The sequence below is a fragment of the Oligoflexus sp. genome (assembly GCF_035638955.1).
Classification (GTDB): Bacteria; Bdellovibrionota_B; Oligoflexia; order Oligoflexales; family Oligoflexaceae; genus Oligoflexus.
This window is the reverse complement of record NZ_DASQYZ010000013.1, coordinates 80,252-104,479: the sequence shown is the minus strand read 5'-3', so window position 1 is coordinate 104,479 and position 24,228 is coordinate 80,252. Positions and strand designations below refer to the sequence as shown.

At 54.2% G+C, this 24,228-nt stretch carries 26 protein-coding genes; 21 read left to right on the top strand and 5 right to left on the bottom strand.

Annotated features, from left to right (window positions below):
- The first annotated feature begins 34 nt into the window (after positions 1–34).
- From VE954_RS01205 to VE954_RS01195, 3 genes are read left to right on the top strand one after another with little or no spacing between them, the layout of a single operon-like run.
- Positions 35–499 carry a hypothetical protein gene (locus VE954_RS01205; protein ID WP_324948798.1) on the top strand — a complete coding sequence of 155 codons (465 nt, stop codon included), beginning with the start codon at positions 35–37 and terminating at the stop codon, positions 497–499.
- Entirely contained in the window at positions 435–1,046 is a 612-nt protein-coding gene (locus VE954_RS01200) for a hypothetical protein (protein WP_324948797.1), read from the top strand. Before VE954_RS01205 ends, VE954_RS01200 begins: the two co-directional genes overlap by 65 nt.
- Positions 1,027–1,434, top strand: coding sequence for a hypothetical protein (locus VE954_RS01195; protein WP_324948795.1), 408 nt, complete (start codon positions 1,027–1,029; stop codon positions 1,432–1,434). The genes VE954_RS01200 and VE954_RS01195 overlap by 20 nt, the downstream gene beginning before the upstream one ends.
- Before the next feature lie 37 nt (positions 1,435–1,471).
- On the opposite strand, the gene VE954_RS01190 is transcribed toward VE954_RS01195, so the two are convergent.
- Positions 1,472–1,639 (bottom strand): hypothetical protein, encoded by a 168-nt coding sequence (locus tag VE954_RS01190; RefSeq protein ID WP_324948793.1) that lies wholly within the window; start codon positions 1,637–1,639, stop codon positions 1,472–1,474.
- Positions 1,640–1,908: 269 nt separating this feature from the next.
- Here VE954_RS01190 and cobA point away from each other — a divergent pair, with 269 nt between their 5' ends.
- The 11 genes from cobA (at position 1,909) to VE954_RS01135 (ending at position 12,861) form a co-directional block, all read left to right on the top strand.
- Entirely contained in the window at positions 1,909–2,694 is a 786-nt protein-coding gene (cobA, locus tag VE954_RS01185; protein ID WP_324948791.1) for a uroporphyrinogen-III C-methyltransferase, read from the top strand.
- Positions 2,669–3,286, top strand: a complete 618-nt coding sequence (locus tag VE954_RS01180; protein ID WP_324948788.1) for a bifunctional precorrin-2 dehydrogenase/sirohydrochlorin ferrochelatase — start codon at positions 2,669–2,671, stop codon at positions 3,284–3,286. Before cobA ends, VE954_RS01180 begins: the two co-directional genes overlap by 26 nt.
- A complete protein-coding gene (locus VE954_RS01175; RefSeq protein WP_324948786.1) occupies positions 3,283–4,944 on the top strand; it encodes an NADPH-dependent assimilatory sulfite reductase hemoprotein subunit in 1,662 nt (553 codons plus the stop codon). Before VE954_RS01180 ends, VE954_RS01175 begins: the two co-directional genes overlap by 4 nt.
- Positions 4,941–5,696 carry a phosphoadenylyl-sulfate reductase gene (locus tag VE954_RS01170; protein ID WP_324948784.1) on the top strand — a complete coding sequence of 252 codons (756 nt, stop codon included), beginning with the start codon at positions 4,941–4,943 and terminating at the stop codon, positions 5,694–5,696. Before VE954_RS01175 ends, VE954_RS01170 begins: the two co-directional genes overlap by 4 nt.
- Positions 5,677–6,588, top strand: coding sequence for a sulfate adenylyltransferase subunit CysD (cysD, locus tag VE954_RS01165; protein ID WP_324948783.1), 912 nt, complete (start codon positions 5,677–5,679; stop codon positions 6,586–6,588). Before VE954_RS01170 ends, cysD begins: the two co-directional genes overlap by 20 nt.
- Complete coding sequence (locus VE954_RS01160) at positions 6,588–8,096, top strand: sulfate adenylyltransferase subunit 1 (protein ID WP_324948781.1); 1,509 nt, start codon at positions 6,588–6,590, stop codon at positions 8,094–8,096. The genes cysD and VE954_RS01160 overlap by 1 nt, the downstream gene beginning before the upstream one ends.
- A gap of 94 nt (positions 8,097–8,190) precedes the next feature.
- Positions 8,191–9,015, top strand: a complete 825-nt coding sequence (gene epsC, locus VE954_RS01155; protein WP_324948779.1) for a serine O-acetyltransferase EpsC — start codon at positions 8,191–8,193, stop codon at positions 9,013–9,015.
- A gap of 40 nt (positions 9,016–9,055) precedes the next feature.
- Positions 9,056–10,003, top strand: a complete 948-nt coding sequence (gene cysK, locus VE954_RS01150) for a cysteine synthase A (RefSeq protein WP_324948777.1) — start codon at positions 9,056–9,058, stop codon at positions 10,001–10,003.
- 101 nt (positions 10,004–10,104) lie between these two features.
- Positions 10,105–10,245, top strand: coding sequence for a hypothetical protein (locus VE954_RS01145; RefSeq protein WP_324948775.1), 141 nt, complete (start codon positions 10,105–10,107; stop codon positions 10,243–10,245).
- A gap of 210 nt (positions 10,246–10,455) precedes the next feature.
- A complete protein-coding gene (locus VE954_RS01140; RefSeq protein ID WP_324948773.1) occupies positions 10,456–11,643 on the top strand; it encodes an aminotransferase class I/II-fold pyridoxal phosphate-dependent enzyme in 1,188 nt (395 codons plus the stop codon).
- Positions 11,644–11,655: 12 nt separating this feature from the next.
- Positions 11,656–12,861, top strand: a complete 1,206-nt coding sequence (locus tag VE954_RS01135; RefSeq protein WP_324948771.1) for a PLP-dependent aspartate aminotransferase family protein — start codon at positions 11,656–11,658, stop codon at positions 12,859–12,861.
- Here VE954_RS01135 and VE954_RS01130 read toward each other — a convergent pair.
- Both VE954_RS01130 and VE954_RS01125 read right to left on the bottom strand, forming a co-directional pair.
- Entirely contained in the window at positions 12,854–13,756 is a 903-nt protein-coding gene (locus VE954_RS01130) for a DMT family transporter (RefSeq protein WP_324948769.1), read from the bottom strand. The genes VE954_RS01135 and VE954_RS01130 overlap by 8 nt on opposite strands.
- A gap of 121 nt (positions 13,757–13,877) precedes the next feature.
- The gene (locus tag VE954_RS01125; protein ID WP_324948767.1) at positions 13,878–14,636 is read right to left on the bottom strand and encodes an RICIN domain-containing protein; all 759 of its coding nucleotides are present in this window, start codon (positions 14,634–14,636) and stop codon (positions 13,878–13,880) included.
- Between the two features lie 254 nt (positions 14,637–14,890).
- On the opposite strand from VE954_RS01125, the gene VE954_RS01120 reads away from it, so the two are divergent.
- Together VE954_RS01120 and VE954_RS01115 are read left to right on the top strand one after the other, a co-directional pair.
- Positions 14,891–15,841: an SAM-dependent methyltransferase gene (locus VE954_RS01120; RefSeq protein WP_324948765.1), complete on the top strand. Its 951-nt coding sequence runs from the start codon at positions 14,891–14,893 to the stop codon at positions 15,839–15,841.
- Complete coding sequence (locus VE954_RS01115; RefSeq protein ID WP_324948763.1) at positions 15,834–16,409, top strand: DNA-3-methyladenine glycosylase; 576 nt, start codon at positions 15,834–15,836, stop codon at positions 16,407–16,409. The genes VE954_RS01120 and VE954_RS01115 overlap by 8 nt, the downstream gene beginning before the upstream one ends.
- On the opposite strand, the gene hemN is transcribed toward VE954_RS01115, so the two are convergent.
- Positions 16,395–17,741, bottom strand: a complete 1,347-nt coding sequence (gene hemN / locus VE954_RS01110) for an oxygen-independent coproporphyrinogen III oxidase (RefSeq protein ID WP_324948761.1) — start codon at positions 17,739–17,741, stop codon at positions 16,395–16,397. The genes VE954_RS01115 and hemN overlap by 15 nt on opposite strands.
- A gap of 226 nt (positions 17,742–17,967) precedes the next feature.
- Complete coding sequence (locus VE954_RS01105) at positions 17,968–18,936, bottom strand: hypothetical protein (RefSeq protein WP_324948759.1); 969 nt, start codon at positions 18,934–18,936, stop codon at positions 17,968–17,970.
- Between the two features lie 192 nt (positions 18,937–19,128).
- On the opposite strand from VE954_RS01105, the gene VE954_RS01100 reads away from it, so the two are divergent.
- From VE954_RS01100 to VE954_RS01080, 5 genes are all read left to right on the top strand, one after another.
- Entirely contained in the window at positions 19,129–19,797 is a 669-nt protein-coding gene (locus tag VE954_RS01100) for a carbonic anhydrase (protein WP_324948757.1), read from the top strand.
- A 214-nt stretch (positions 19,798–20,011) separates the two neighbouring features.
- The gene (locus VE954_RS01095) at positions 20,012–20,986 is read left to right on the top strand and encodes a diacylglycerol/lipid kinase family protein (protein ID WP_324948755.1); all 975 of its coding nucleotides are present in this window, start codon (positions 20,012–20,014) and stop codon (positions 20,984–20,986) included.
- Positions 20,983–22,020, top strand: a complete 1,038-nt coding sequence (locus tag VE954_RS01090; RefSeq protein WP_324948753.1) for an NAD-dependent epimerase/dehydratase family protein — start codon at positions 20,983–20,985, stop codon at positions 22,018–22,020. The genes VE954_RS01095 and VE954_RS01090 overlap by 4 nt, the downstream gene beginning before the upstream one ends.
- Entirely contained in the window at positions 22,020–23,555 is a 1,536-nt protein-coding gene (locus tag VE954_RS01085; RefSeq protein ID WP_324948751.1) for a hypothetical protein, read from the top strand. The genes VE954_RS01090 and VE954_RS01085 overlap by 1 nt, the downstream gene beginning before the upstream one ends.
- Complete coding sequence (locus VE954_RS01080; RefSeq protein ID WP_324948749.1) at positions 23,539–24,120, top strand: hypothetical protein; 582 nt, start codon at positions 23,539–23,541, stop codon at positions 24,118–24,120. The genes VE954_RS01085 and VE954_RS01080 overlap by 17 nt, the downstream gene beginning before the upstream one ends.
- Positions 24,121–24,228: the final 108 nt, after the last annotated feature.

Here is a 24,228-nt window from a genome sequence, read left to right as displayed (position 1 = left end):
GCTAATATGTTGGTTTCTTCGGCATGAGGTCCTGGTGAAGCGATTTCTTTGCGAACATCCCCTGGTTTTAACGGCAATTGTCATCGTTGCTGTCAATGACCACTATTTGAAACAGAGTGGGGTGGCAGGGTTTGTCACGGGCAAGTTGTCTGACTTTGCAGGTCTTTGGTTTTTTCCCTTTCTGCTGGCTGATATGTCCAGTCTTGTGCAACGTCGCTGGCAACACTCCTCCTTCATCTTCGGTGGATGCCTTGCGTTCACAGGTCTCTTCTTCGTCTTACTCAAAACCAGTGCGGAGGCTGTAAGACTTTACACCGAAGTTTATGCGACCGTCGGCATCCGGGTCGCCGTGGTACGGGATCTGAGTGACCTTTTGGCTCTTATCATGTTGCCCTTGGCCTTCCTCTTTCATCATCACTTACAGGATCGTATTCATGAGGCTCTACCTTGGAAGTTTCCTTCTACTGATGCTCCTCCGTTCGACTCTCGTACAAGCTGATGCCGTGACCTTGACTCTGGGTCGTCCAACCGGTGAGATGACACCCGATCAGCATCGGTATGCCCGCAGTTACCAGGATAAGATGTTCAAGGACCAAAAGCTGCAGGGAACCCAGGCCGAGGCTGCATGGCATCTTGCGTTCAAGCCCATTGGACGTTTCACCAGCGCCTGGGTGCTCGGCCTGGGTCACGTGAATGCCTCCATTGAGGATTCGTATTCAGGTGGAACTTTAAAGCTGGAGCGGAGCACCACTTTTATTCACGGTGGTTTTCGAGTGATGGAAGAACAGTGGGTTCCGTCACTCCGTTTGGGTCTGGAATTGATAACCATGAAAGGCCTCAACGGCAAGGTCACGCTCAGCGCTCCCACCGGGAAGCAGACCAACCGGGAAGATCACAACATCATGGATATAGGTTCGCCTTATCTGGGAGCCACCGCGGGATATCGCATCACGCCCTTCCTTTCTCTGGACGCCCTGATTCGCTTGTCTCAGTTAACGGGCCCCAACTACTTTCTTGGAGTGACCTATGATGTCTCGCATTTATAGTGGGCTGATCCTGGGGTTTGCCATTGTCACGTCACTGGCAACCTCGCAGAAATCCCATACCAGAAATTTTGCGGAAGGTACTTACCTCGTGACATCGGATTGCCCGAATGCCCAGGCGGAAGGACAACTGCGCATCGACCCGGTGGTATCGGGCAGCGGTCTGGACACAGAAAACTATACTCTGGTCACAGGCACCGATTTTGGGTTTCCCTCAAACACACTCGAGCATGGCGCGGTCAAAGACCCCAACCAGGGCGATACGGCAACCGTGACGGCGAACGGGCGTGAGTGCAAGGCCATGCTGTGGGATACCCAGGCGCATTCCGGGCTGTTCACCTGCCATCGAGGCGACCAACTGGAATGCACCATTCATCTGCAAAAGCTCTAAGGCGACGCTGCCCTGGGTCGGGCCTCCCCGGGGCTTTTCAATTTAAATCTTTGAAATGAGTGGCAAAATCCTGGCAGCGGCAGAGCCTGCAAATACCGGCAGATTGGCTGCAAAAAGGCAAACGCATCCAAACTGTAGTTTTACCGAAAATAACCTTCCAACTTGTGCGGCATTCAGGATTGACTTCAAAATTGACCTCTGGCATGTTCACATCCTGACATCTGTTTCCCACAGAGGTAAATCATGAGATACGAACAACAAGACTTACGACCAAGGCCGACAAGCTCCCTGCTTGCCCCGTCCAACCTCGCCTCCCCTCGCCTTGCTTCCTGTCTATGTTGCCTCTGTTGCTGTTGTTAAAGAACAGCGCCGTTTTTTAATTCCTTTTAAAAATTCAATAAAACGCGCTGGTCTTTGATCCATAGCCTTGAGCTTTTGTGGCTTTGGTTTTGACCAACACTTGGGAGTGCAAGTATGCGTTCAGGTTTTGTCGCCCTTGTTGGGGCTGGGCCCGGTCACGTCGATTATTTGACTTTGGCTGGTTTGAAAGCTTTGCAAAAAGCCGAAGTCATTCTCTATGATGCTTTACTTTCGGCGGAATTCCGCCAGTTGTTTCCCAAGCGCGCGAAAGCCATTTATGTAGGAAAACGCTGCGGTCGGCATGCGCTTGCACAGCATCAGATCAATGCGCTGATTGTCGCTCACGCAGAAAAAGGTAAGTTTGTGGTTCGCCTGAAAGGGGGTGATCCCTTTATCTTTGGTCGTGGCGCCGAAGAAGTCGCCGCCCTCCGGGAAGCTGATATTGAATATCGGGTGATTCCAGGCGTCAGTGCCTTGAATGGAATCGCCGCAAGTTTCGCCCTGCCTCTCACCCTGCGCACCGGCGGCAATGAATTCCGCGCGATCCAGGGTCACCAACTCCCCGATGATCCCCAATGGTGGCAGGATCTGGCTCGCTACAAGGGAACGGTCGCCATCTTCATGGGCCTTGAAAAACTGCAGAGCACCTTGGAAAAGCTGCTCGCCCATGGCCGTGATCCGGCCAGTCCTCTGGCCCTGATTGAAAGTGCGGATGACGGTTCCAGCCATGCCTTTCCTACGACGATTCAAACCATTCTGGCCTTGGGCTACCAACGCGTCGGTCATGGTCCGGTGATTGTTTACCTCGGCGAAAATGTTCGCTTCATGGATACCAAGGCTCAAACTTTCCACAATCTTTTTCAGGAGGCGCCTCATGTCCTTTCTGCCCATTTTCATTGATCTGAAGGACAAGCCCGTGCTTCTCATCGGCGGTGGAGCGGTGGCCCGTGAAAAACTGGAAAAACTGATCCAGGCTGAAGCCCGGGTGCGCGTCATCGCTCGCGTGATCGCCGCAGAGACCAGGCAACTTCTCGCGCAGCATCACCTGTCTTTCGAAGAACGTCCCTTCTTTCCCAACGATGTGACGGGCCATGTCCTGGTGATCTCGGCCGTGAACGATAGCCTCGGTCATGCCCGTATTGCAGCCGCAGCGCGAGCCCGCGGCATCCTTGTGAATGCCGTCGATGAACCGGCGTCGGCCGATTTTTTCTTTGGAGCCCAGATCGAACGCGGTCCGCTGCAGATTGCCATTTCCACCCAGGGTCTCTTTCCCGGTGTGGCTCGCGCTTTGCGCCTGTGGCTGGAAGAGGCGTTGCCGGAGGATCTCAGTGATGAGCTCGGACAGCTCGCTGTCCTTCGCAAAAACGTCCGACATTTCATTCCCGATCCCACCCAACGGATGCGCCAGCTTAAGGAGCAGCTCCAGATCTGGCAAAAAAGTTGGTTAACAGAACACACACATTATTCGCAAGCAGGAGAATCCACACGATGAGTCAGCAGGAAAAAAGCAAAGCCGAAATTCTCAAAGAAGAATCCCGCGGGCTGCGTGGCACCCTGTACGAAGAAATCAAGAGCGACGCCGGTCGTTTTACTGGCAATGCCGAGAATCTTCTCAAATTTCACGGCATGTATCAGTACAAGGATCGTGACAAGAAAAAGCCAGGCGAGGAATCCACCGGTCCCAAACCTTTTACTCTTATGATCCGTGGGCGCATTCCAGGCGGACGCTTGACCTGGCAGCAGTGGCTCGCCTGGGACACCATAGCTTCGCGCTACGCGACTTCAGGTCTCCGCATCACCACACGTCAGTCCCTGCAATTGCATGGCGTTTTAAAGGGGAACGTCAAACCCGTTCTCAAGGAAATCCACGAAGCCCTGAGCAGCACCACCGGTGCCTGCGGTGATGTGGTCAGAAATGTGACGCAATCCGTGAACCCATGGGGCGATCCGCGCCTGGCGCAATTGGATGAGCCTTCAACGTTTCTTTCCAAACACTTTGAAGTCACGTCCAATGCTTATTTTGAAGTCTTTTTGGATGGCGAACCGGTCATTGAAGAAAAACCTGATCCCATCTATGGCAAAGCCTATCTGCCACGAAAATTTAAGATTGGTCTCACCGCCGTTGGTAACAATTCCATTGATATCCTGACTCAGGATCTTGGTTTTGCGGCCACCTTCGACCGACAGGATCAAATCGAAGGTTACTTCGTCTTTGTCGGCGGTGGCATGGGCATGACCCACAGCGATTCGGAAACGCACCCCCGCCTGGCAGATCTTCTGGGCTGGATTCCCAAGGAATCTCTGGTTACGGTGGCGGAAGCTGTGGTCACGACCCAGCGTGATTATGGCAATCGGGAAAATCGCACCTTTGCCCGTCTCAAGTATCTCCTGGATACCCGCGGCGTCGCCTGGTTCAAGGAAGAAGTGAGCCGGCGCGCGCAGTTGACTTTCGATGATCGACCCTTGCCGTCGTGGCAAACACCTCAGCATTTGGGTTGGATTGAAGCGCGTGATGGCACTCTGGCCCTTGGTTTCCATACCCTGTCCGGTCGTTTGATCGACGCCGAACGTCCTTTAAAATCAGCCTTGCGTAACATCATCGAACAGTACCAACTCAATGTGCAGTTGACCGCCGAACAGGATCTGATCCTGTTCGGAATTCAGCCCAAAGATAAACGGGCGATTGAAACTTATCTTGATACGCAGGGTCTCAATCCTCTGAGTCCGCGCAAGCTCTATGATAGAGCCTTGACCTGCGTCGCCCTTCCCACCTGCGTCAAAGCCCTGGCCGAAAGCGAGCGCGTGGGTCCGACTGTTTTTGGTCAAATTCAGGAGACTCTGGATCGCTATCAACTGAATGATAAGGCCCCAGTGGTTCGTATCACAGGTTGTCCGAACGGTTGTGCGCGCCCCTACTCGGCGGAACTGGGCCTGGTCGGCCAGATGCCGGGCCAGTACGCTATTTTTCTGGGCGGCGAACCGGAAGGTCAGCGGCTGGCGTTCAAGGTCAAAGATAAGGTGAAATCTGATGACCTACCCCTTGTGTTCGACAAAATCATTGGTTTTTGGAAGCAGGAAGGTGGCACCAATGAGTACCTCGGCGACTTCGCGCAGCGTGTTGGTGCGGAACGCCTGGGAGCGATTCTATGACTCGCTTGCAATCGGTGACGGCGGACGAACTGACAGAATGGAATCGGCGTTATGCGTCGCTTCCAGCTCTGGATATTGTGCAGCTGTCCTCCCGTTGGTTTTCTCCCAACCTTGTTTTGGCCAGCAGTTTTGGTCCCGAAGACTTGGTGCTCATGCATCTGGCGCTGCAGCAGGACCAAAGGCCCGAGATATTTGTTCTGGATACCGGCCGGCTGCCTCCCGAAACGTATGACCTGATCGAGCGCTGGCGTCTGCGTTATGAGGTGAAGTTCCGCTTTTATTACCCGGATCCTGTGGCCCTGGAATCGTTTGTCACGACCCACGGTCCCAATGCTTTCTATGAAAGCGCAGAGCGCCGCAAGCAGTGTTGTCAGATCCGCAAGGTGCAACCCTTGCAGCGGGCTCTCCAGGGAAAGGATGCATGGCTCACCGGTCTGCGTCGGGAACAATCCGCCGCGCGATCGACCATCGATCTCTTTGCTTTCGATGAAGCGGGGCGTTTAAAAATCAGTCCTCTTATCGACTGGTCCAGGCAGGAGGTGTGGGACTACATCCGGACTCACAAACTGCCTTACAATCCGCTGCATGACAAGGGCTATGCCAGCATCGGTTGCGCGCCCTGCTCACGAGCTATCGAAGCGCATGAGGACGAACGGGCCGGCCGCTGGTGGTGGGAAGATCAAAGTCACAAGGAATGCGGACTGCATTCCCCCGTAAAAAAAGAGGATCAACATGCCCCAGCATCCCTTTGATAATACCTATCTGAATGATCTGGAAGCCGAGAGCATCGAAGTCATGCGCGAAGTCGCGGCCAACTACGAACGACCGGCGATGCTCTATTCCGTAGGCAAGGATTCCTCGGTACTTCTGCATCTGGCCGTGAAAGCCTTTGCTCCAGGTAAAATCCCGTTCCCATTGGTCCATGTGGACACCGGTTTCAAGTTTAAGGAAATGTATCAGTTCCGTGATGATACAGCCAAAAAGCTGGGCGTCGAACTCATCGTTCATCGCAATGAACCTGCCATTGCCGACGGGACCAACCCCTTCAAGCTGGGCACCCGTGCCTGCTGCGCTCTTTTGAAAACGGAAGCCCTGCTGCAGGTTCTGAAAACCTATGGCATCGATGCGGCGCTGGGAGGTGCCCGCCGCGATGAGGAACGTTCGCGCGCCAAGGAACGGATCTTCTCCTTCCGCGATCGACACGGTCAATGGGATCCCAAAAATCAACGGCCCGAACTCTGGAATCTGTATAATACTCGCGTGCATGAAGGTGAAAACATGCGAGTCTTTCCCCTCTCCAACTGGACGGAATTCGACGTTTGGCACTATATCAAGCGCGAGAACATCAATATCGTGCCTCTTTATTTCGCGCATGAACGGCGTGTGCTGGATAAAGGTAGCAGCCTGATTCCACTGGATGAAGATGATCCGCGCTGGAATCACAGCGACGCGAAGAATGTCATCTGCCGATTCCGGACTTTGGGCTGCAGTCCCTGCACAGGGGCCATCCGTTCGAATGCTCAGGACCTGGACGATATTATCAACGAGCTTTTTGAAGCCAAAAGTTCGGAACGCTCCACCCGGGTCATCGATCATGATCAGGATGCTTCGATGGAACTCAAAAAACGAGAGGGGTATTTCTGATGACACAGGCCTCAACCCGTTCCCTGCTGCGCATCACGACCGCGGGCAGTGTGGACGACGGAAAATCAACCTTGATTGGTCGCCTGCTTTACGAAGCGCGCGCAGTTTTTGATGATCAACTGGCCGCGATCGAGAGCGCCAAACGCATTCAAGGCGAGCTTGATCTTTCGCTCCTTACGGATGGCCTTAAGTCCGAGCGCGAGCAGGGCATCACCATCGATGTCGCCTACAAATATTTTTCCAGCAGTCGGCGTAAATATATCCTCGCCGATGCGCCTGGGCACGTGCAGTACACGCGAAATATGGTGACAGCGGCATCACTGGCCGATGTCGCGATTCTTTTGGTCGATGCACGGCACGGAATTCTGGAACAGACCCGGCGTCATGCTTACCTGTCTCATCTTTTGGGCATCAAGCATCTGGTGGTAGCTATTAATAAGATTGATCTGATCGCCTACGACGCGGAGCGCATTCAAGCGATTGAACGCGAATTCCGGCAACTGGAATGGATCAAGCCTGAGCAGTCCTTGCATGTGATTCCAGTCAGTGCCCTGCGGGGTGATAACATCAGCAGTCGGAGTGATCTCACCCACTGGTATCAGGGGCCCGCTTTGCTTGAGGTTCTCGATGCCCTGCCGGCACGAGCCGAAGTGGGCAAGGACTTGCGCTTGCCCATTCAAATTATTCTGCGCGACAGCAGCGGGCAGCGTCTTGCAGCCGGAACCTTGGCCGAAGGTCAGCTGCGGGTGGGCGATCCCATCCGTATTCTGCCTTCGAATCAGACCAGTCGCGTCGCGCAAATTTATCGTTCGGGAGTGGAGACCGACGAGGCTCTGGCCGGTGATGCCATTGCCGTGGCTTTGGAGGACGAACGCGATCTGGACCGTGGCAGTTTTTTCGTCACCGATGGGACCGCTCCCTCCCCAACCCGCCATTGGCAGGCTCAGCTCGTCTGGTTTGATGAGGACGCCCTGCGCCTGGATGAACGTTATATTATACGTCTTGGTACGCAAACCGCACGAGCCCAAATCTCCAAATTGAATCATCGGTTTGATCTCACGACGCTGGCACCTGTTCCGGCGCAAGGCCTGCAGCTCAATGACATTGCCGCTGTAGAAATCGAAAGCTCCAGGCCGCTCTATGCCGCGCCTTATCACCAATCACGGGCGCTCGGCGCGTTTATTCTGATCGATCCTCGCACCTACCGCACGGTTGCGGCTGGCATGATCGATGCGCCGTTGAGTGGCGACGGTCTGCGCCCCGATCAATTGCACCTCGCCGCTGCGAATGATCCCATCTGGCAGGAAAACCGTGGAAAACCGGGTTGGCTCTTTTTGCCCAAAGCCTTTTTGCAGAAAAACACCCTGGAGATTCAGCAGCAATCGGTCGAAAGCCTGCTGGAACTCGGCTGGAACGTGGTGGTGGAGGATGGCAACGAAGGTCAGTTCCTGCGCAAACGTCTGGCGACACGCGGTATCGGCGTTTACCAGGATGGACTCGGCATCTGAGGAAAACTTTTCAGAGGAAAGGATCTGGAACTGTTTCATGAGAAGCGGTATAAAGGGACACATAGAGCCAACGTCCCCTGGCAGGAGATGAAGCATGGGCAACCCCAGGACTTTGAGCGAGCGACTCAGCGAACACAGGCTGGAGCATAATGTGCTCTGCGCCTTTCAGGATGAAATTCATCTTCTGGTGCGTCTGGTCACGGCGGGCCTGCTGTTTAATCCTAATAAGGGGCAGTTTTTCGTCGAAACGGTGCAGCCGGTGGTCGATAAACTGCTGGCCTATCTGCGTCACACCTATGGTACGGAACACCCGCGTCTGACTTCGGTGTCCACCACGGCTCTTCTGGGGGAGATGCAGGCGATTGAACATGTGTTGCGTTCCGATATCGAGGCGGCGCTCAATAACGATCCCGCCACCGATGATGCTTTGGAAGTGATCATCTGTTATCCGGGATTCAAAGCCGTGCGCTATCACCGACTCGCTCATATCTTCTATCAGCATAACATTCCGCTGCTGCCGAGGCTCATCGCGGAGCTGGCGCATCAGGATACCGGGATTGATATCCATCCGGGTGCGCAAATAGGCGCCAATTTTTTCATCGATCACGGCACCGGAGTGGTGATCGGGGAAACGGCCATTATCGGCCGCAATGTGACGCTTTATCAAGGTGTCACCCTTGGCGCCAAACGATTTCACCGAGACGACAAAGGAGTTGTTGTCAAGGGCAACGCCAGGCATCCGATCATCGGAGATGGCGTGACCGTTTACGCTGGTGCGACGATCCTGGGACGAATCCATATCGGCGAAGGATCCAGCATTGGCGGCAATGTCTGGCTCACAGAAAGTGTGCCGCCGAGCAGTCGCGTAACCCAGCAACGCTATCTGTCATCATATTTTACCGATGGCGATGGCATCTGATCATCAACTACCTTTAGGCACGAACACAGGAGTATGCATCATGACCGAACGTCGTCACCGTCCCAAGATTGCCAACGGTATCCTTGAAACTATCGGCAACACCCCACTGGTCCGATTAACCAAAATCGGCAAGGGTCTGCCGGGTGATATTCTTCTGAAATTGGAATATTTCAATCCGCTTTCCAGTGTGAAAGATCGGATTGGAGCCGCCATGATCGAGGCCGCGGAAAAAAGCGGTGAGTTGAAGCCAGGCGGCACCATCGTCGAGCCCACCAGTGGCAACACGGGGATTGCTCTGGCCTTCGTCGCCGCGCAAAAAGGCTACAAACTGATTCTGGCCATGCCGGAAACCATGAGCGTCGAGCGCCGCAAACTCCTCAAGGCTTTGGGTGCCCAGCTCGTTCTCACGCCTGGGGAAAAAGGGATGAAGGGCGCCATTGCCAAGGCGGAAGAGATTCTCGCCGAAAATCCTGGTTATTATATGCCCCAGCAGTTTAAAAATCCGGCCAACGTCGAAATTCACAAAAAGACCACGGCCCTTGAAATCTGGGATGACACCGATGGCAAGGTCGATTATCTGATCTCCGGTATTGGCACGGGTGGAACACTGACCGGAACCGCGAGTGTCATCAAAAAACTGAAACCGTCATTCAAAGCCATCGCGGTGGAACCCAAGGACTCCCCTGTCCTGTCCGGAGGCGCACCCGGTCCGCATAAGATCCAAGGGATTGGTGCCGGCTTTATTCCGGCTATCGTGGATACCAAACTGATTGATGAAATCATCCAGGTGACCAACGATGAATCGGGAGAATGGGCCCGTCGCCTGGCCAAAGAGGAAGGCATATTCGCCGGTATCTCATCCGGGGCCGCTCTCGCAGCCGCGCTCCAGGTGGCCAGCCGTCCGGAAGCCAAAGGCAAACAAATCGTGGTCATCATCCCTAGCACTGGGGAGCGTTACCTTTCGACCTGGCTCTATGAAGACGCCTGAACGTCCGCGGACCCGCACGCGGGTGGCCGACCCATGGGATGGTCCTGATCATCCCAAGAACCGGGGGCTATCATTCGACCTCTCACGCTGGTGACCGTTGCATGGATAGCGTCTCGTTTCGCGGACTTCATACCGGTTGCCAGCCAGGGATCTCTAATCTTATCGAGGCCTTCGCGGTGGTTACCACCGATGGGATGTTCAATCTTATCGAGGCCTTCACGGTGGTTGCCACCCAGCTGTAGGTTTTTTATGGAGCGACCCGTAAAAAATCTTGCCCCTTTTTCTGGGACTCACTATGGTGGGTCTAAAGGATTTGTGGCCGATTGCAGCTTTCTCTGCTAAAGCGCCAAATGAGTTCAAGAAAACTCGCCACGCCCTTGCGTGGCGTTTTTTTTTGCGCAAAGAAACAAATCCTGGTTCTCATTCACTCTTTGCTTCCGGAAGGTTATGCCATGACGCATCAACGTGAACCAGGTCTATCCACACTCTCTGTTCATGGAGGAGAGGCTCGAGTCAAAAGCGATTTTGGTCTTGTGGATCCCATCCATTGTTCATCCACGTATACTTTTGAAAACACCGCCGCGCTGATTGCCATGCTCGAAGGCGAAAGCGAGGAACGCGATGAGTACGCGCGTTACAGCAGCCCCAACTCCCGCACCGTGGAAAAGAAACTGGCGGAACTCGAGGGCACCGAGGACTCCATCTTATGCACGACCGGCATGTCCGCACTGACCCTTCTCTTCCTTGCCGATCTTAAACCCGGCGACAAGCTCGTCTTCTTCGACCAGTGCTATCACCGCACACGGCAATTTTGTTTTGAATATCTCAAAGCCTATGGCGTGGAATGCGTGCAGATTCCCACAGGGGATTTTCAGGCTTTGGAACAGGCCATGGACGGCCGTACCCGACTTCTCTTCACGGAACTTCCCACCAACCCGCATCTGACCGTCATCGACCTGGAGCGTTTCGTTCAAATCGCCAAAGCCTATGACGCCGCGACCTGTGTGGATGCAACGCTGGCGAGTCCTGTGAATCATCTGCCGGCGCGCTGGGGTGTGGATTATATTGTGCATTCGGCCACCAAATATCTGGGCGGGCACAATGATCTGTTGGCTGGCGTTATAGCCGGCACCAAAGCACGGCTTGAACCCATCCGCAAACTCCAGGGGATCATGGGAGCCATAGCCGCTCCGCACACCGCCTGGCTTCTGCAGAGGGGGCTTAAAACCCTGCCCCTGCGCGTGCAGCAACAGAACAAGACCGGTCTCGCCGTTGCTGCTTATTTGAACGAGCATAAACTCGTAAAAAAAGTGTATTACCCCGGGCTGCCCACGCATCCCAGTCATGAGCAGGCCCAAAAATATCTGACAGGCTGTGGTGGTCTGATCAGCTTTGAATTGAAAACCGATCGGGAAGGCTGCGCTCGCTTTATCGATTCCGTTCGCATTCCTCGCATCGGTCCCAGCCTTGGCGGCGTGGAATCGCTGATCGAGCAGCCGGCGATCATGAGCTTTTACAAGGCTTCCGAAGCCGACCGTCAGCGCTGGGGTATCGATAGCGCCCTTGTGCGTTTATCGCTTGGCATCGAGGACACCCAGGACCTTCTCATCGACCTGGACCAGGCTTTGAATCGCATTTAAAGGGGACACCACATGCATTTATCCACGCGTTCGATTCATATTGGCAACGAAAAAGATCCTCTGACCGGCGCGGTGATCCCGCCGCTCTATCTTTCGTCCACCTTTGCCCCACCGGGTGAATTCAGCGAGGCGCTTTATGATTACAGCCGCAGTGGCAATCCCACGCGCGGCGGATTGGAAACCACAATAGCCGCGCTCGAGGAAGGTGTGGGAGCTCTGGCCTATGGCTCCGGCATGGCCGCCATTCACGGCGCGCTTATGCTGCTGAAAAGCGGGGATCATGTCGTCGCCGGTACAGATATTTATGGTGGAACCTATCGCATCCTCCATAAGATTCTGAACCGCGTGGGCATCGAAACAACCCTGGTCCCCTTGGATGATCTGGAGCAGGTGGCAGCTGCCATCCGGCCGACAACCCGCATGATCTGGGCGGAAAACCCCGGCAATCCCCTGCTGTCCCTGGTGGATCTTGCAACCCTTGCGGACATCGCGCACCAGCATGGGGCGCTCCTTGCGGTGGATAATACCTTTGCCACCCCCGTGGCAACGCAGCCTTTGAAATTGGGCGCCGATATTGTCATGCATTCCGCCACCAAATACCTGGGCGGACATTCTGATCTTCTGGGTGGAGCTTTGGTCGTTCGGGATAAGGCCCTACTCAAGGAACTTTATTTCATTCAAAACGCCACCGGCGGGGTGATGGCACCGCTGGATTGCTATCTTTGTGCACGCGGCATCAAAACCCTCGAAGTTCGTTTCCGCGAGCAGTGTAAAAGCGCACTCTGGATTGCCCAGTTTTTGGAAAACCATCCCTCTGTGAAAAAAGTCTATTACCCCGGCCTTCCCTCACATCCCCAACACGAACTGGCTCAAAAACAGCTGCGAGGCCTGTACGGCGGCGTCGTGAGTTTTGAATTGAAATCCGATTTTCAGGCTGCCAAGCGTTTCGTCAGTTCGACTCAACTTTTCCAAAGAGCTGTGAGTATGGGCGCGGTGGAGTCCCTGATCGAGCAACCCGCATCGATGTCCCATGCCAGCTATGATAAGGCTGATCGTCTTAAGGCTGGTATTGATGATGGTCTGATACGTTTGTCGATCGGCCTCGAACATGTGCAGGATTTGATCGAGGATCTCCAGGGAGCGTTTCAACTGACCCTTGAGCAGGATGAGTGCGCTCCATCAGTCAATTGGAATTTGGAAGCAGGGTATTTCAGCTGATTTCCGCGGCGGGCACCTGACGAGGCATCGGCCTCGCCACCACCAAGAGCCCCAGCAGAATCCCAAGAGCGCCTAGCATTTGGCTGGCGCTCAGCCGTTCCCCTAAAAACATGGCGGCCAGTATAACGGCGGAAAGAGGTTCCGTTGTGCTGAGCAGAGCCACTTCCCAATTCTGCAGTTTTTGCAGTCCCGCCAGAAACAGACTCATGGCCAGTACGGTTCCAACCAGCGCAATGAGCAGAATAATCCACCAGGCGTTCCACCACAGATTTTGAATCCTCTCGACGTCATGCACAAAAATGCCCGTTAAAATCATGGCGGCAAAGGTTTGAATATAGGGCACCGAAATATCGGCTGGAACCTTGCGCAGAAGGCGACTCGACAGCAGGATATAAAGCGAATAAAAAAGCGCGGCACAGAGCCCAAGGATCAAAGCGCTGGCCTTATCCACCGAAAACTCCCCCCACACCAGGGCCACGGTTCCCGCCACGACCAGCGGCAGAGCCCAGAGTTTTTGGATGGGAATGGTTTCCTGGAAGAGAAGCCGACCGCCGATCGTCACCATAACGGGATAGGTATAGAGCAGGAGGACCGAAAGCGAGGCCGAGAGGCCACCGAGCGCCGCGAAAAAGCACCAGGCAAAGAGCGCGTAACCAAAAATTCCGAGCACGGCACAGGATAAAAGCTGAGGCCATGATATAAGAAGGCGCTTTGGGCCGCGTATCATATGCCAGGCAAAAAGCATTAGCGCGGCAAAACTGAAACGCAGAGCCAGCAGTTCACCGGCTGTGGCTCCATGCTGATAGAGGAGTTTACCGAGAATTCCAAGACAACCAAAACAGAGACCCGAAGCAATGACCTGCTGAATACCCAACCGACGCTTTGGATGCAACACCCTGCCCTCCCACACGATTCCGTTTCCCGAGAATCGATGGCTTTGAAGGCGCTGTCAACCCTTTCGCATTCCGGTTTGAACCCACCGTCAACTTCGCGCTTGGGCTTTCTCGGACTCGCATTCAGATGGATTTCTTCAGCATGAATTCCGTGTAAGTCGTGGTGCAATTGCCTTGAAAGATAGTGGCACTACCATCGGTGCCGATTTTCAAGCACATGCCGCTCGTCCGATTCTGCAGTTTGAATCTACTGCCATCCGCGGCCGCATCGAAGAATTTCCAATGCTCAGCATTGTCACTCACGGCTTTGCAGGGGCGCAGCGTGGGTGGCGTGCCTTCGCCGGCCATGTTGCCTTCCAGGATCATGCACTTGCCCGACATCTTATGAAGGATGCGAAAATATCCGTTATCACGCATTTCCAGGGTGAATTGCTGGACCTCGGTATTGTTGCAAGGCAGCGAACGAAAGATCGAGCCATCGCCGCCGCTGGCATCCATGGGCTGCATGCAATCATTCGCATAGTAAAGATTATAGGGCCCTTCCAATTTGGGCGCCGTGGGCGTGGCCGCTGGCGTAGGAGTGGCTGTCGGTTTGGGTGCAGGCGACCCGCTGACTGGGGCCCCTTCCGCCTTGGTTTTTTCCTCTTCGGCTGCCTTCAGCTGCTTTTCCAGCGCCTCGCGCTCGGCATCCGACATCTTTTGATTGGTTTCCAGCTGGTTTTTCAGGGCCTCAATAAGGACCTCCAGCGTATCGACACGCGACGAATCCGCGGTCGCAGCATCGCCGTCGCCGCTTGGGTCATCCGTGGGGCTGCGGGGCTTGCAACCAGCCAGGACAAGCCAAGCACTCAAAATCCAAAGCAGTTTTTTCGACCAGTTCATTGTTCGCCTCTTCACGTGTTCACCTGCAAGGCTGAATCCAAGTCCTATGCCATATTCATCATGCCATTTTACTCTATAATGTTCCAGCCTTGTCGAAGGCGGAGGGACTTTGGGGCGTCTGGGCACTATACACCTATGGATTATTCACACCCGATATCAAGGCCAAGAGCCGGCTGCCTGGGAATGGTCGATAAACCCCTGGACAAGCCCTCTTGCCCCCGCTAAAACAGCGAGGCTTAACGGAGGGGGATTGTATGGAAACCGCTGTTTTTCAAAAACGTTTGCAGGATTATTGGACGCCCGAACGTCGCGCCAAATTTCTATCCGGTAAAAGCTATCTGCTGACTCCCTGGCAAGGTGGTGAGCTGCTGTTTGCTCTAGGTCTTTTGAATAAGGACGCGTCGATGTCAGCCGACGCGACGAAAAAATTCATTCAGATCAATCATATGCTGCAGCTCCTGCTGCCGTCTCTGAAGCAACTGGCCAAAAACTTTCCCAAGGTTCGTGTGGTCGATGCAGGCTGCGGCAACGCTTATCTCAGTTTCCTGATAGCCTGGTACTTCCGTGATATTCTGCGCCATCCTTTGGAATTGATCGGCATCGACCATAGTCAGGCGATGATCGATCGTGCCAACGCTCGTGCACTACAGCTGGGATACCACAACAACTTGAAGTTTGCCGTTGCCGATCTGCAGACCTTTTCATGGCTCAGCGAACATCATAAAGCCTTCAGCCAAATCGAAGCCAATTTACGCCCGCACTGCTTTGTGGCTTTGCATGCCTGCGATACCGCGACCGACTTTGCCCTGGCGGAAGCCTTACGATTGAAGGCCGATGTGATCGCCGTGGCGCCCTGCTGCCAGGCGGAACTCGCTCGCGTTTGGAAAGATCAGCCCCTGTCGGATCTGCTGCCAATGAGTCCTGTGATGCGCGCCCCCCACTTCCGCCGTGTGGTCGCTGCGGACATGACCGATATGCTGCGTACCCTGCTGCTGCGAAGCCGCGGTTACGAGGTGACAGCCACGGAATTTGTGGCCAGCGAACATACTCCGAAAAATCGTTTGATGCTCGCCACCCGGCGCGGCAATTTCCTGCGTGCGGCGGAAGACGAATTCACCTCCTTAAAAACTGCCTTGGGAGAGCCTGTCTTGAAACTGGAGGCCCTGCTGAAAAATTCTGGAGAAAGTCGAGCGTCCCATGCTTGATCCGATCCTGCCCTTCAGTTTTTACCAAAAATCGGCTCCGGATTTGGCAGTGGCGCTGCTCGGCTGTCCCATGGTCAGGCGCATCGGCGACCAATGGGTGGGCGGCATCATCACGGAAACCGAAGCCTATACCGAGGATGATGAAGCCAGTCATAGCTTTCGCGGCATGACTGCGCGGAACGCCGCCATGTTTCAAAAGCCCGGCACCCTCTATGTTTACCGAATCTATGGCATTCATTTCTGTCTCAATATCAGCAGTGGTGACGAAGGTCGGGGCGAGGCGGTTCTGATTCGAAGCATTCAACCCCTTTGGGGCATCGAGACCATGCGGAAACTCCGCCTTTGGCCCGAGCCGAAACCGATCAAGGGACTTTGCAATGGGCCTGGCAAACTCGCCCAGGCCTTGGCCATTGATTTAAGCCTCAATGGTGTCTGGCCCGGTCAAAAGAGTGACCTGCAGCTGGGTCCAGCGACCCAGCCTGTGGAGAAATTCAGCTGCGGACCGCGCGTTGGCATTACCAAAAATGTCGAGCGGGCCTGGCGGTTTCAGGCTTCAACTCACCTGTGAACCGCGACCTTCGCGTTGCTGCGTATCGAAGACTGCCGCTACAGCCTGCCGCAGGATCAGGCCAAGCGGCTGGGTCAAACGAATGTCGTGGGTGTCCAACGTCACCAGTCCATCCCGAGCCAGACTTTTCAGGTCGTGCAATTCTTTCGCAAAGTAATGATCAAACTCAACATCATGGAACGCTTCGGTGTAAGGCTTGTCGATCGTCCCGTGACAGAAGATTTGATTGATGACCTCGCGCCGAATCTTATCATCTTCCGTCAGAATACGGGATTTTCGCTTGAATTCATGATCATCAACCATGACGAGCCATTGATCAATGGACTTCGGGTTCTGCACGAAAACATCATCCAGCATACTGATAGCCGATGGTCCGAAACCCAAATGAGGCAGGTTGCTGCCGGTCGTCATACCCTGGAAGTTCCGCCGCACTTCATCCTTGCGTGCGGCCACCGCCAGGGGATCGTTGCTTTTGGCAAAATGATCCAGACCAATGAATTCGTAGCCTGCCGCTAAAAATCGATTGATGCCGAGCAAATTCAGTGCAAGGCAGGCAGCGCCTTCCGGTAAATCCTTGTCGATAAACGTCTGCTGCGCCTTGAACATGTCGGGCAGCACCGCCAGCCGATAATAGGCGATCCGGTCCGGGCTCAATCGAATGACCTGATCCAGCGTCCGCTGCATCGACTCCTCGGTTTGAAAGGGCAAACCATAGATCAAATCGATATTGATATAAGGAATGCCGCACGAACGCACCAACTCGACGGCTTCCGCGACTTTTTCATAAGGTTGAATACGGTTGATAGCTTTTTGGACCTGGGGATCAAAGTCCTGGATCCCAAAGCTGACACGATTGACGCCAATCTCATACAGATAACGTATCTCATCCTCTTTAACCAGGCGTGGATCGAGTTCCACACTCCACTCGGCTTCTTCACTGACGGTGAAACGACTCAACACATTTTCATACAGCTGCCGCCATTGGGCGACGTTCAAAAAATTGGGCGTGCCGCCTCCAAAATGGAGCTGTTCGATCACACAGCTATCGACATGATGCTGGAAATGTGCGACTTCCCGTTCAAGACCTTGCAAATACTGCTGCACCACGTCCTGAGTCGCGGTGCTGGCTGGATTCATGATCTCTTTGGAGCAGCCGCAGTAAAAGCAAAGCCTTTGGCAGAAAGGCACATGAAAATAAAGACTGAAGGCTTTCTGATCAAGTGCTGTGGCATCCAGCTGTTCCTTGATGGCAGGAATGGTGGATGTATCCTTCCAACCGGTGATGGCGGGATAGGACGTATAGCGGGGCAAGGCGAGCCCGGAATACTTCAAGCAAATTTCCTGTTGACGAGCATTCAATGACAAGGTTTTTGACATCTTCAATCCTTCCCGTAAACCAATGCACTCGATCTGCAAAGAGCAGGCCACCTATTTTTCCCATTTCCCAGCGGGCTGCTAAAATTTCAACCCGTAATCTCTGTGGGAAATCACGCACGACGCAAGCACCGGAACCCCGGAAATGACATCGGGTGTTATATCACAAGCAGCGTGAGGATCGTTAGCGCGATCCCAGATGGACACGCATCTGCTGCTCCAGCTTCACGCGGCCGGCATCTCCCATGCCTTGTTGTTCGGCCAAGGCCAGCGCTTCGCGCGCAAACGCCTTCGATTTTTCGTAAAACGGGCGGGCTTCCGCTGGATTTTTCGTTTCCGAGTACTGCGCCCAGGCTGCCCAGACTGCTGCCAGCTGCGCCACGGCCCAAACTTCGCGGAATTCCTTTTGCCGAGCGACAGGATCATAGACCTGACTGATCCGTCGACTTTCTCGCGCCGCAGCCTCGGCTTCCTGGAACCGCAGCAGCTCGGTCAGACTCAAGGAAATATTGTTCCACGTGATGATGAGGGAACGGAAGCGCTCGGCGCCTTCGGGCATCTGCTGGGCCACGACGAGAGCCTCGCGCAGCCATTGTTCGGAAGCAAAATAATTGCGCAGCAGCGCGGCATCGACATCGAGGCTGATTAACGCATCAAAGCGATCCGTAAGGCTCCCCACACGTCGCATGTAAAGCCATTGGATCTGATGCAAAGTATAGGCGCGTTCAAAGTCCTCCTGGTCACGGTAATAGGCACCCAACTTTTTCAGGCTGCGTGCCAGGATGCGGCTCAGATCCGGATCCGGGGTAGGACGCGCGTCGCGCAGCTCCTCGTAATTGGCGAGCAAAAGTCGCAGGGCTTTTTCGGTAGCGCCGATTTCAAAATAAGCCTGCCCCAAGAGCAATCGATGCCAGGCTTTTTCCTGGGGCGTCACAGCTTGCATGGCGCTGAGCTGTTTGATGACCTCTTTGGCCTGACCCGCTTCAAGCTGTGTGGCAGCGTCCTGGAGGGCGCCGGCAGGTGGCACAGCGACGCCAGGGACAGGCGAAGTATCCAAACTTGGATAGCCTGCGTAATCCTGTTCCACCGGCTCGCAGGCCAATAAAAATAAAGCCTGGATAAAGAATGTCTTCAGGCGCCAAACGAACTTCATGCCAATTTCTCCGAACCACTTTAAATGATGACGAAATTTAGTCTACCGCACCGAGCCGATCCGGTCCAATTCTCATCCCGACCGCCAGGAGGGCTTCCTGATGGGCGGGCCCTCGATTTGAGGGATTGCATCCGCAGCAAAACCAAGACATATTTGGCGGCGAAGATCATATGTTATAGGAGTCATTGCGACATGAAAAAACTCTTAAAGGGTATTGTGGACTTTCGGGAAAAGTTGCAACCAGCTTACCGCGAAACGTTTGCTCGTCTTGCCCTCGGTCAATCGCCAGACGCCCTCCTGATCGCCTGCTCTGACAGTCGCGTGGTCCCCAACCTGTTTGCCTCCACCGATCCCGGTGACGTTTTTGTCATTCGAAATGTGGGTAATCTCATCCCACCTTGTGGTGAGGATGGCATTAATATTTTCGACAAATCGGAAGCTGCCGCCGTGGAGTATGCGGTGGATCAATTGAAGGTTAAAGATATAGTTGTGTGTGGTCATTCAGAATGCGGCGCTCACATGGCCGTGCTAAGGGGCACGCAGGAGCTCAGTGGCAATCTGCGGAGCTGGTTGCGCCACGCGGAGCCATCTCTCTTTAAGTTACATGCCGGGACCGGTTTGGATTGTGCAGACCTGGCCCCGCATAATCAATTATCCCAGCTCAATGTGCTCCAGCAGCTGGAACATTTGCGCACCTATCCGAGCGTGCGCCGGGCCATGGAAAACGGTCGTTTACAGCTGCATGGCTGGTGGTTTGATATCGCGAATGCGGAAGTTCACGCTTGGGAACCACCGTTGAACCGGTTCGTTATCATTGATCGGGAAGAAGCCGAAGCCATCCTGCAAAGGATTGACCACTAAGGCTTTCCGGACTTTTGAAAAATCAGGGGACGCACCCCTGGTTCAAGCACACACCGCCATATGGGTTACAAACCGACCCGAGACAAAACATCCTTTCTTCTTCAAGAAAATCTCGCAGAGTCTATGGCTTTGCAGCGAAAGAAATGTCATAACTCATTCCGAGAGTCTTCCCTCGGAAGGAAATTGCTTTATAACGCGCAAGGGCTTGATCATCATGCAAAAAGTTCGAGTCTTCCTGAACACCCGCGCCTCCCAAGGTCAAAGCCGAGATTGGCAAAGTCTGATCCGCCGTCAGCTTTTTCGCAGCGAATTGGATTTCATTTCCCCCAGTGATGAAAGGGAATTGAGAGCCGAAATCAACCGCGCAACGGCAGACAAGGTGGACGTGATCGTTTCCGTCGGTGGCGACGGAACATTTCATACCTTGATCCAGCAGCTGGCCGAACAGGAATCACGCTTTCTGGTTCTGCCGGCCGGTACCGCCAACGACCTGGCGCGGGAACTCGGCATCCATAATCGTGTTCAGGAAGCTTTGGAATTCGTTCGACTCGACGAATGGAAAGCCATCGACCTCATCACCGTCAATGGCATTCATATGGCAACCAACGGTGGCATTGGCATCATCGGTGACGTGGCCGAGAGCATCAATCAGTGGCGGCGTAGCATTCCTGGTTTTCAGTCGCTGATGAGCAACATCGGCCATCCTATGTACACGCTGATCCTGGGCCTTAAACTTCTCGGCTCGCCCCAGAAAAAATATCGCCTGCGTTTGACCTCGCCCGATTATCGAGGCGAGCTGGAGAGCCCTTTGCTGATGATCAATAATCAGCCTTCCGTGGCGGGTTCCTTTAAAATCGCCCCGGATACACGCAACGATGATGGAAAATTTAACGTCAGTATCTTCACGCATCATCATCTGTGTCAGCTCCTGACCGGGCTCTATCGGGTTCGCCAGCACATACCGCCGTCCAACGATCCCCGCATGCTGTCCTTCGAAACCGATCATTTGGAAATCGAACTCCTCGACAGCAAGGATCAAAAAATGGCCTTCTACGGTGATGGCGAACTCCTGACCAGCGCCCGGCGCCTGGAAATCGGTATTAAACCGCAGTCGCTTCGCGTCTATTCGCATCAATTGCCCTATCTCAACGCCTTTGACACCTCCAACCGTTTGGAGGTTCGCCATTGAGTACGGTTCTTATCATTGGCGCCGGCACCTTTTTCGGCCGGCAGTTATGCCAACAATTTATTCACGCGGGTTGGAAAGTCGTAGCTTGCAGCCGTAAAGCGCTGCCCGGGTCGCTGAGTCTCTTACCGATCCAATGGTATAATGCCTCGTTTCGGTCGCAGTCCGAATCATCCCTGCGCCCTCTGCTCAAAGTTGCGGCTGACGCTGAAGTTGTGATCTACGCCGGCGGGCATCATGATCCCGAGGCGAACCATGCGGTGCTTTACGAAGAGCATGTGGTACGCACGGCCAACATTCTGCATTTCTGCCGATACTTGCCGCGCCTCAAGCACTACTATCAAACCAGCACGGTGCGCGTTGCCGGTAACTATGCAGGCCTGTTCGACGAATCCACCAAAATTCCCGATCGAACGCATGATGATGCCTGGGCTGGTGCTCTCTTCGCCGCGGAAAAACTCGTATTCCATGCTGATACCCCCTTTGCCCGCAGCGTGGTTCGCCTCGGTGAGCTTATCGGCTCCACCGTCACGGGAGAATTTCCTCGGATCAGCGGCATGTACCATATTTTGCAAGCCCTTTCACGGCTGCAGAAGTCGCGTATTCCTCTGCGTAAAATGACTTTTCTGCCTTTCGTCTTTTCGGAATCGACGCGCCTGCCACTGCTTCCGGTCGATTTCGCGGCTCAGGCTTTTCAGCAAATCGTAGCCAGCGGTTACCAGCAGCCGGGCAACACCTGGCATATCCTCGGCGGCGAAACGGGCATCTCGGCTCGGATCGTGCTAGCGGAAATGATGAACTTCATGGGCCTTGATATGGAACCCGTAGCCTTGCCTTATGATCGCGTACCCAAGGCTATCTGGAAATATTTCAACATGCCCTTGGACATGCTGGCGACGCTCAACAGTCCCACTCGATTTCACTCCAGGAATTTGCAAGCGTGCTGGCCTGAACTGCGTTTTCCACATTACAAGGACTATGCGCCCACTCTGTTCCGTTATGCGGAAGAGCATCTCTTTAAAGGAGGCAAAGTCTGATGAAACGAATTATCAGTCTGAGTCTGGGCTCCTCTCGTCAGAATTTCGATCGTATCCTGCAGTTTGCCGGTCAGTCGATCCACGTGACCCATTACGGGGTGGATTACGACGAGGAACTCCTGTTTCGTCTGATTCGTCAGCACCAGAGTGAATGCGACGTGATGGCTTTGGGCTGTATTCCCGCCCCTGTTTATATGGGTCGCAAGACACTCCGTCACCGCATTCTGCAGCGTCTCAATCAGGAAGCGGTTCAAGTCCCTATGGTGACAGGTCACCTGCTGCGCTCCACATTCTTCGACTGGACCCTGCAGCATGTGATCAAGCATGGCGAGCTGAAAGTCCAGAACAGCACTCTGACTTTCTTATCGGGACTCACGCAATACGAAGCTTTGCAGTCACTCGACAGTATTGCCAAGGATATTTATTGTTTCGATCCTTGTTTACAGTACAGGTTGCCGACAGCCTTGCACGGCATCAAGGCTCTGCGTCGCTATGCGAACATCGCCGGACGACGGCTCCAGAATTTGCCCGTAACGCTCCCGAACACGCGCCTTAAACTTTCATCGTTGAGTCTCAATCCGATCGTTCACAAAGCTTTGCAGGCTGATTATTTTCTGGCCACGAGCAATGTGATTCGCTGTTTTGATTTACAGGATTTTTCCGATAAAACGCTGCTGCTCGATGATATGAATGAAGAGCTGGCTGCCGATCTGCGCGCCGCCAGGGTTTTCAACGCGTTTTGGTTCAAGCCGCAGATCCCAGGGCTGACCGAGGACCTGCCGTATTCTGTGATCGAAGCTGTCATTCAGCTGTGTCAGGACAGTGATGAAAGTCTGAGCCAGGATGATATTCTGGAATTTCTCACCATTCATCGGGTCAATCCCTGTATGCAGCGGCTGCATGCCGAACGGGAAGGTTCCATTCGGCGCTTTGCCTTTGTGATTCATCCTCTGAGCCGGCGCGACCTGTTCCGCCATCCCGTCCTAAAACCTCTGACCTGGCTGCCAGAGCGCGTGCAGCCGTGGATGGAAAAAGGCATTGGCAAAGCCCCGGGTGTGCTATACGGACGTATCAAAGGCATCAAGAGCATGGCCGACGGTGGCCTGGCTGAGGGTCTGATTTATACTCTTTTTGCCACGCCCAAGGAAATGCTGGCGGCCAACCCGGATGCCATCTATGAAAAAATTCTGGCCATCGCGGACGATGCGAAAAAGCAGGGCGCGGAAATTATCGGTCTCGGGGCTTTCACCAAAATCGTCGGTGATGCCGGTGTGACCATTGCCCATCGCAGCCCCATACCTGTCACAACGGGCAACTCCCTGTCCGCTGCGGCCACGCTTTGGGCGGCGCGCGACGCTCTCCTGAAGCTCGGCTTTATCCAGATTGGCAAGGATAAGCATAAAAAAACGCAGGGCCGCGCCATGGTCATTGGAGCCACCGGGAGCATTGGCAAAGTCTGTGCGCGTATTCTCACTTTTTACCGACGTGATTTTGGTCGCGACCAATGGGGCCCGCCTCATGACGCTGCGCGATGAATTGCAACAAACCGCCCCGCACTGCCGCCTGACCGTCAGCACCCGTCCTGATCGTTTTGCAGGGCAATCCGACCTCATCGTCATCGCCACCAGTGCCACGGAAGGGGGCGTGCTTTCGATTAATAGCGTCAAGCCTGGCGCTCTGTTGTGCGATGTGGGCCGTCCTCTGACTTTTACCGCCAATGAAGCGATCAGTCGGCCGGATGTTTTAATTATTGAAAGCGGTGAAATCGAACTGCCAGGCAAAGTTGCGCTCAACTGCGACATCGGTCTGGAAGCCAGCGTGGTCTATGCGTGTCTGGCTGAAACGGCTCTTCTGGCGCTCGAAGGCCGTCTGGAATCCTTCACCCTGTCGCGGAATATTAATTATCGGAAGGTGATTGAGATCTATAAAATGGCCAAAAAACACGGGGCAAGTCTGGCCACGATTCGCAGTCCCAATGGGATTGTCACGGACCAGGAAATCGAACTCTGCCGAGAGCATGCCCTAAAAGCACTGCGTCTCATGCGTCAGCCACCTACGTCACGGACGTCACATGAAGCGCCTGCACTCGCGCCACGCTGATATTTTTAGAGTCCGGTTATCATTGCATTAACAACCTCCCCTTATCCGATTGGGTGCGTCATCCGGCAATGACCAATCGGCGCATTCCTTGACAAAATTGCGATCAAT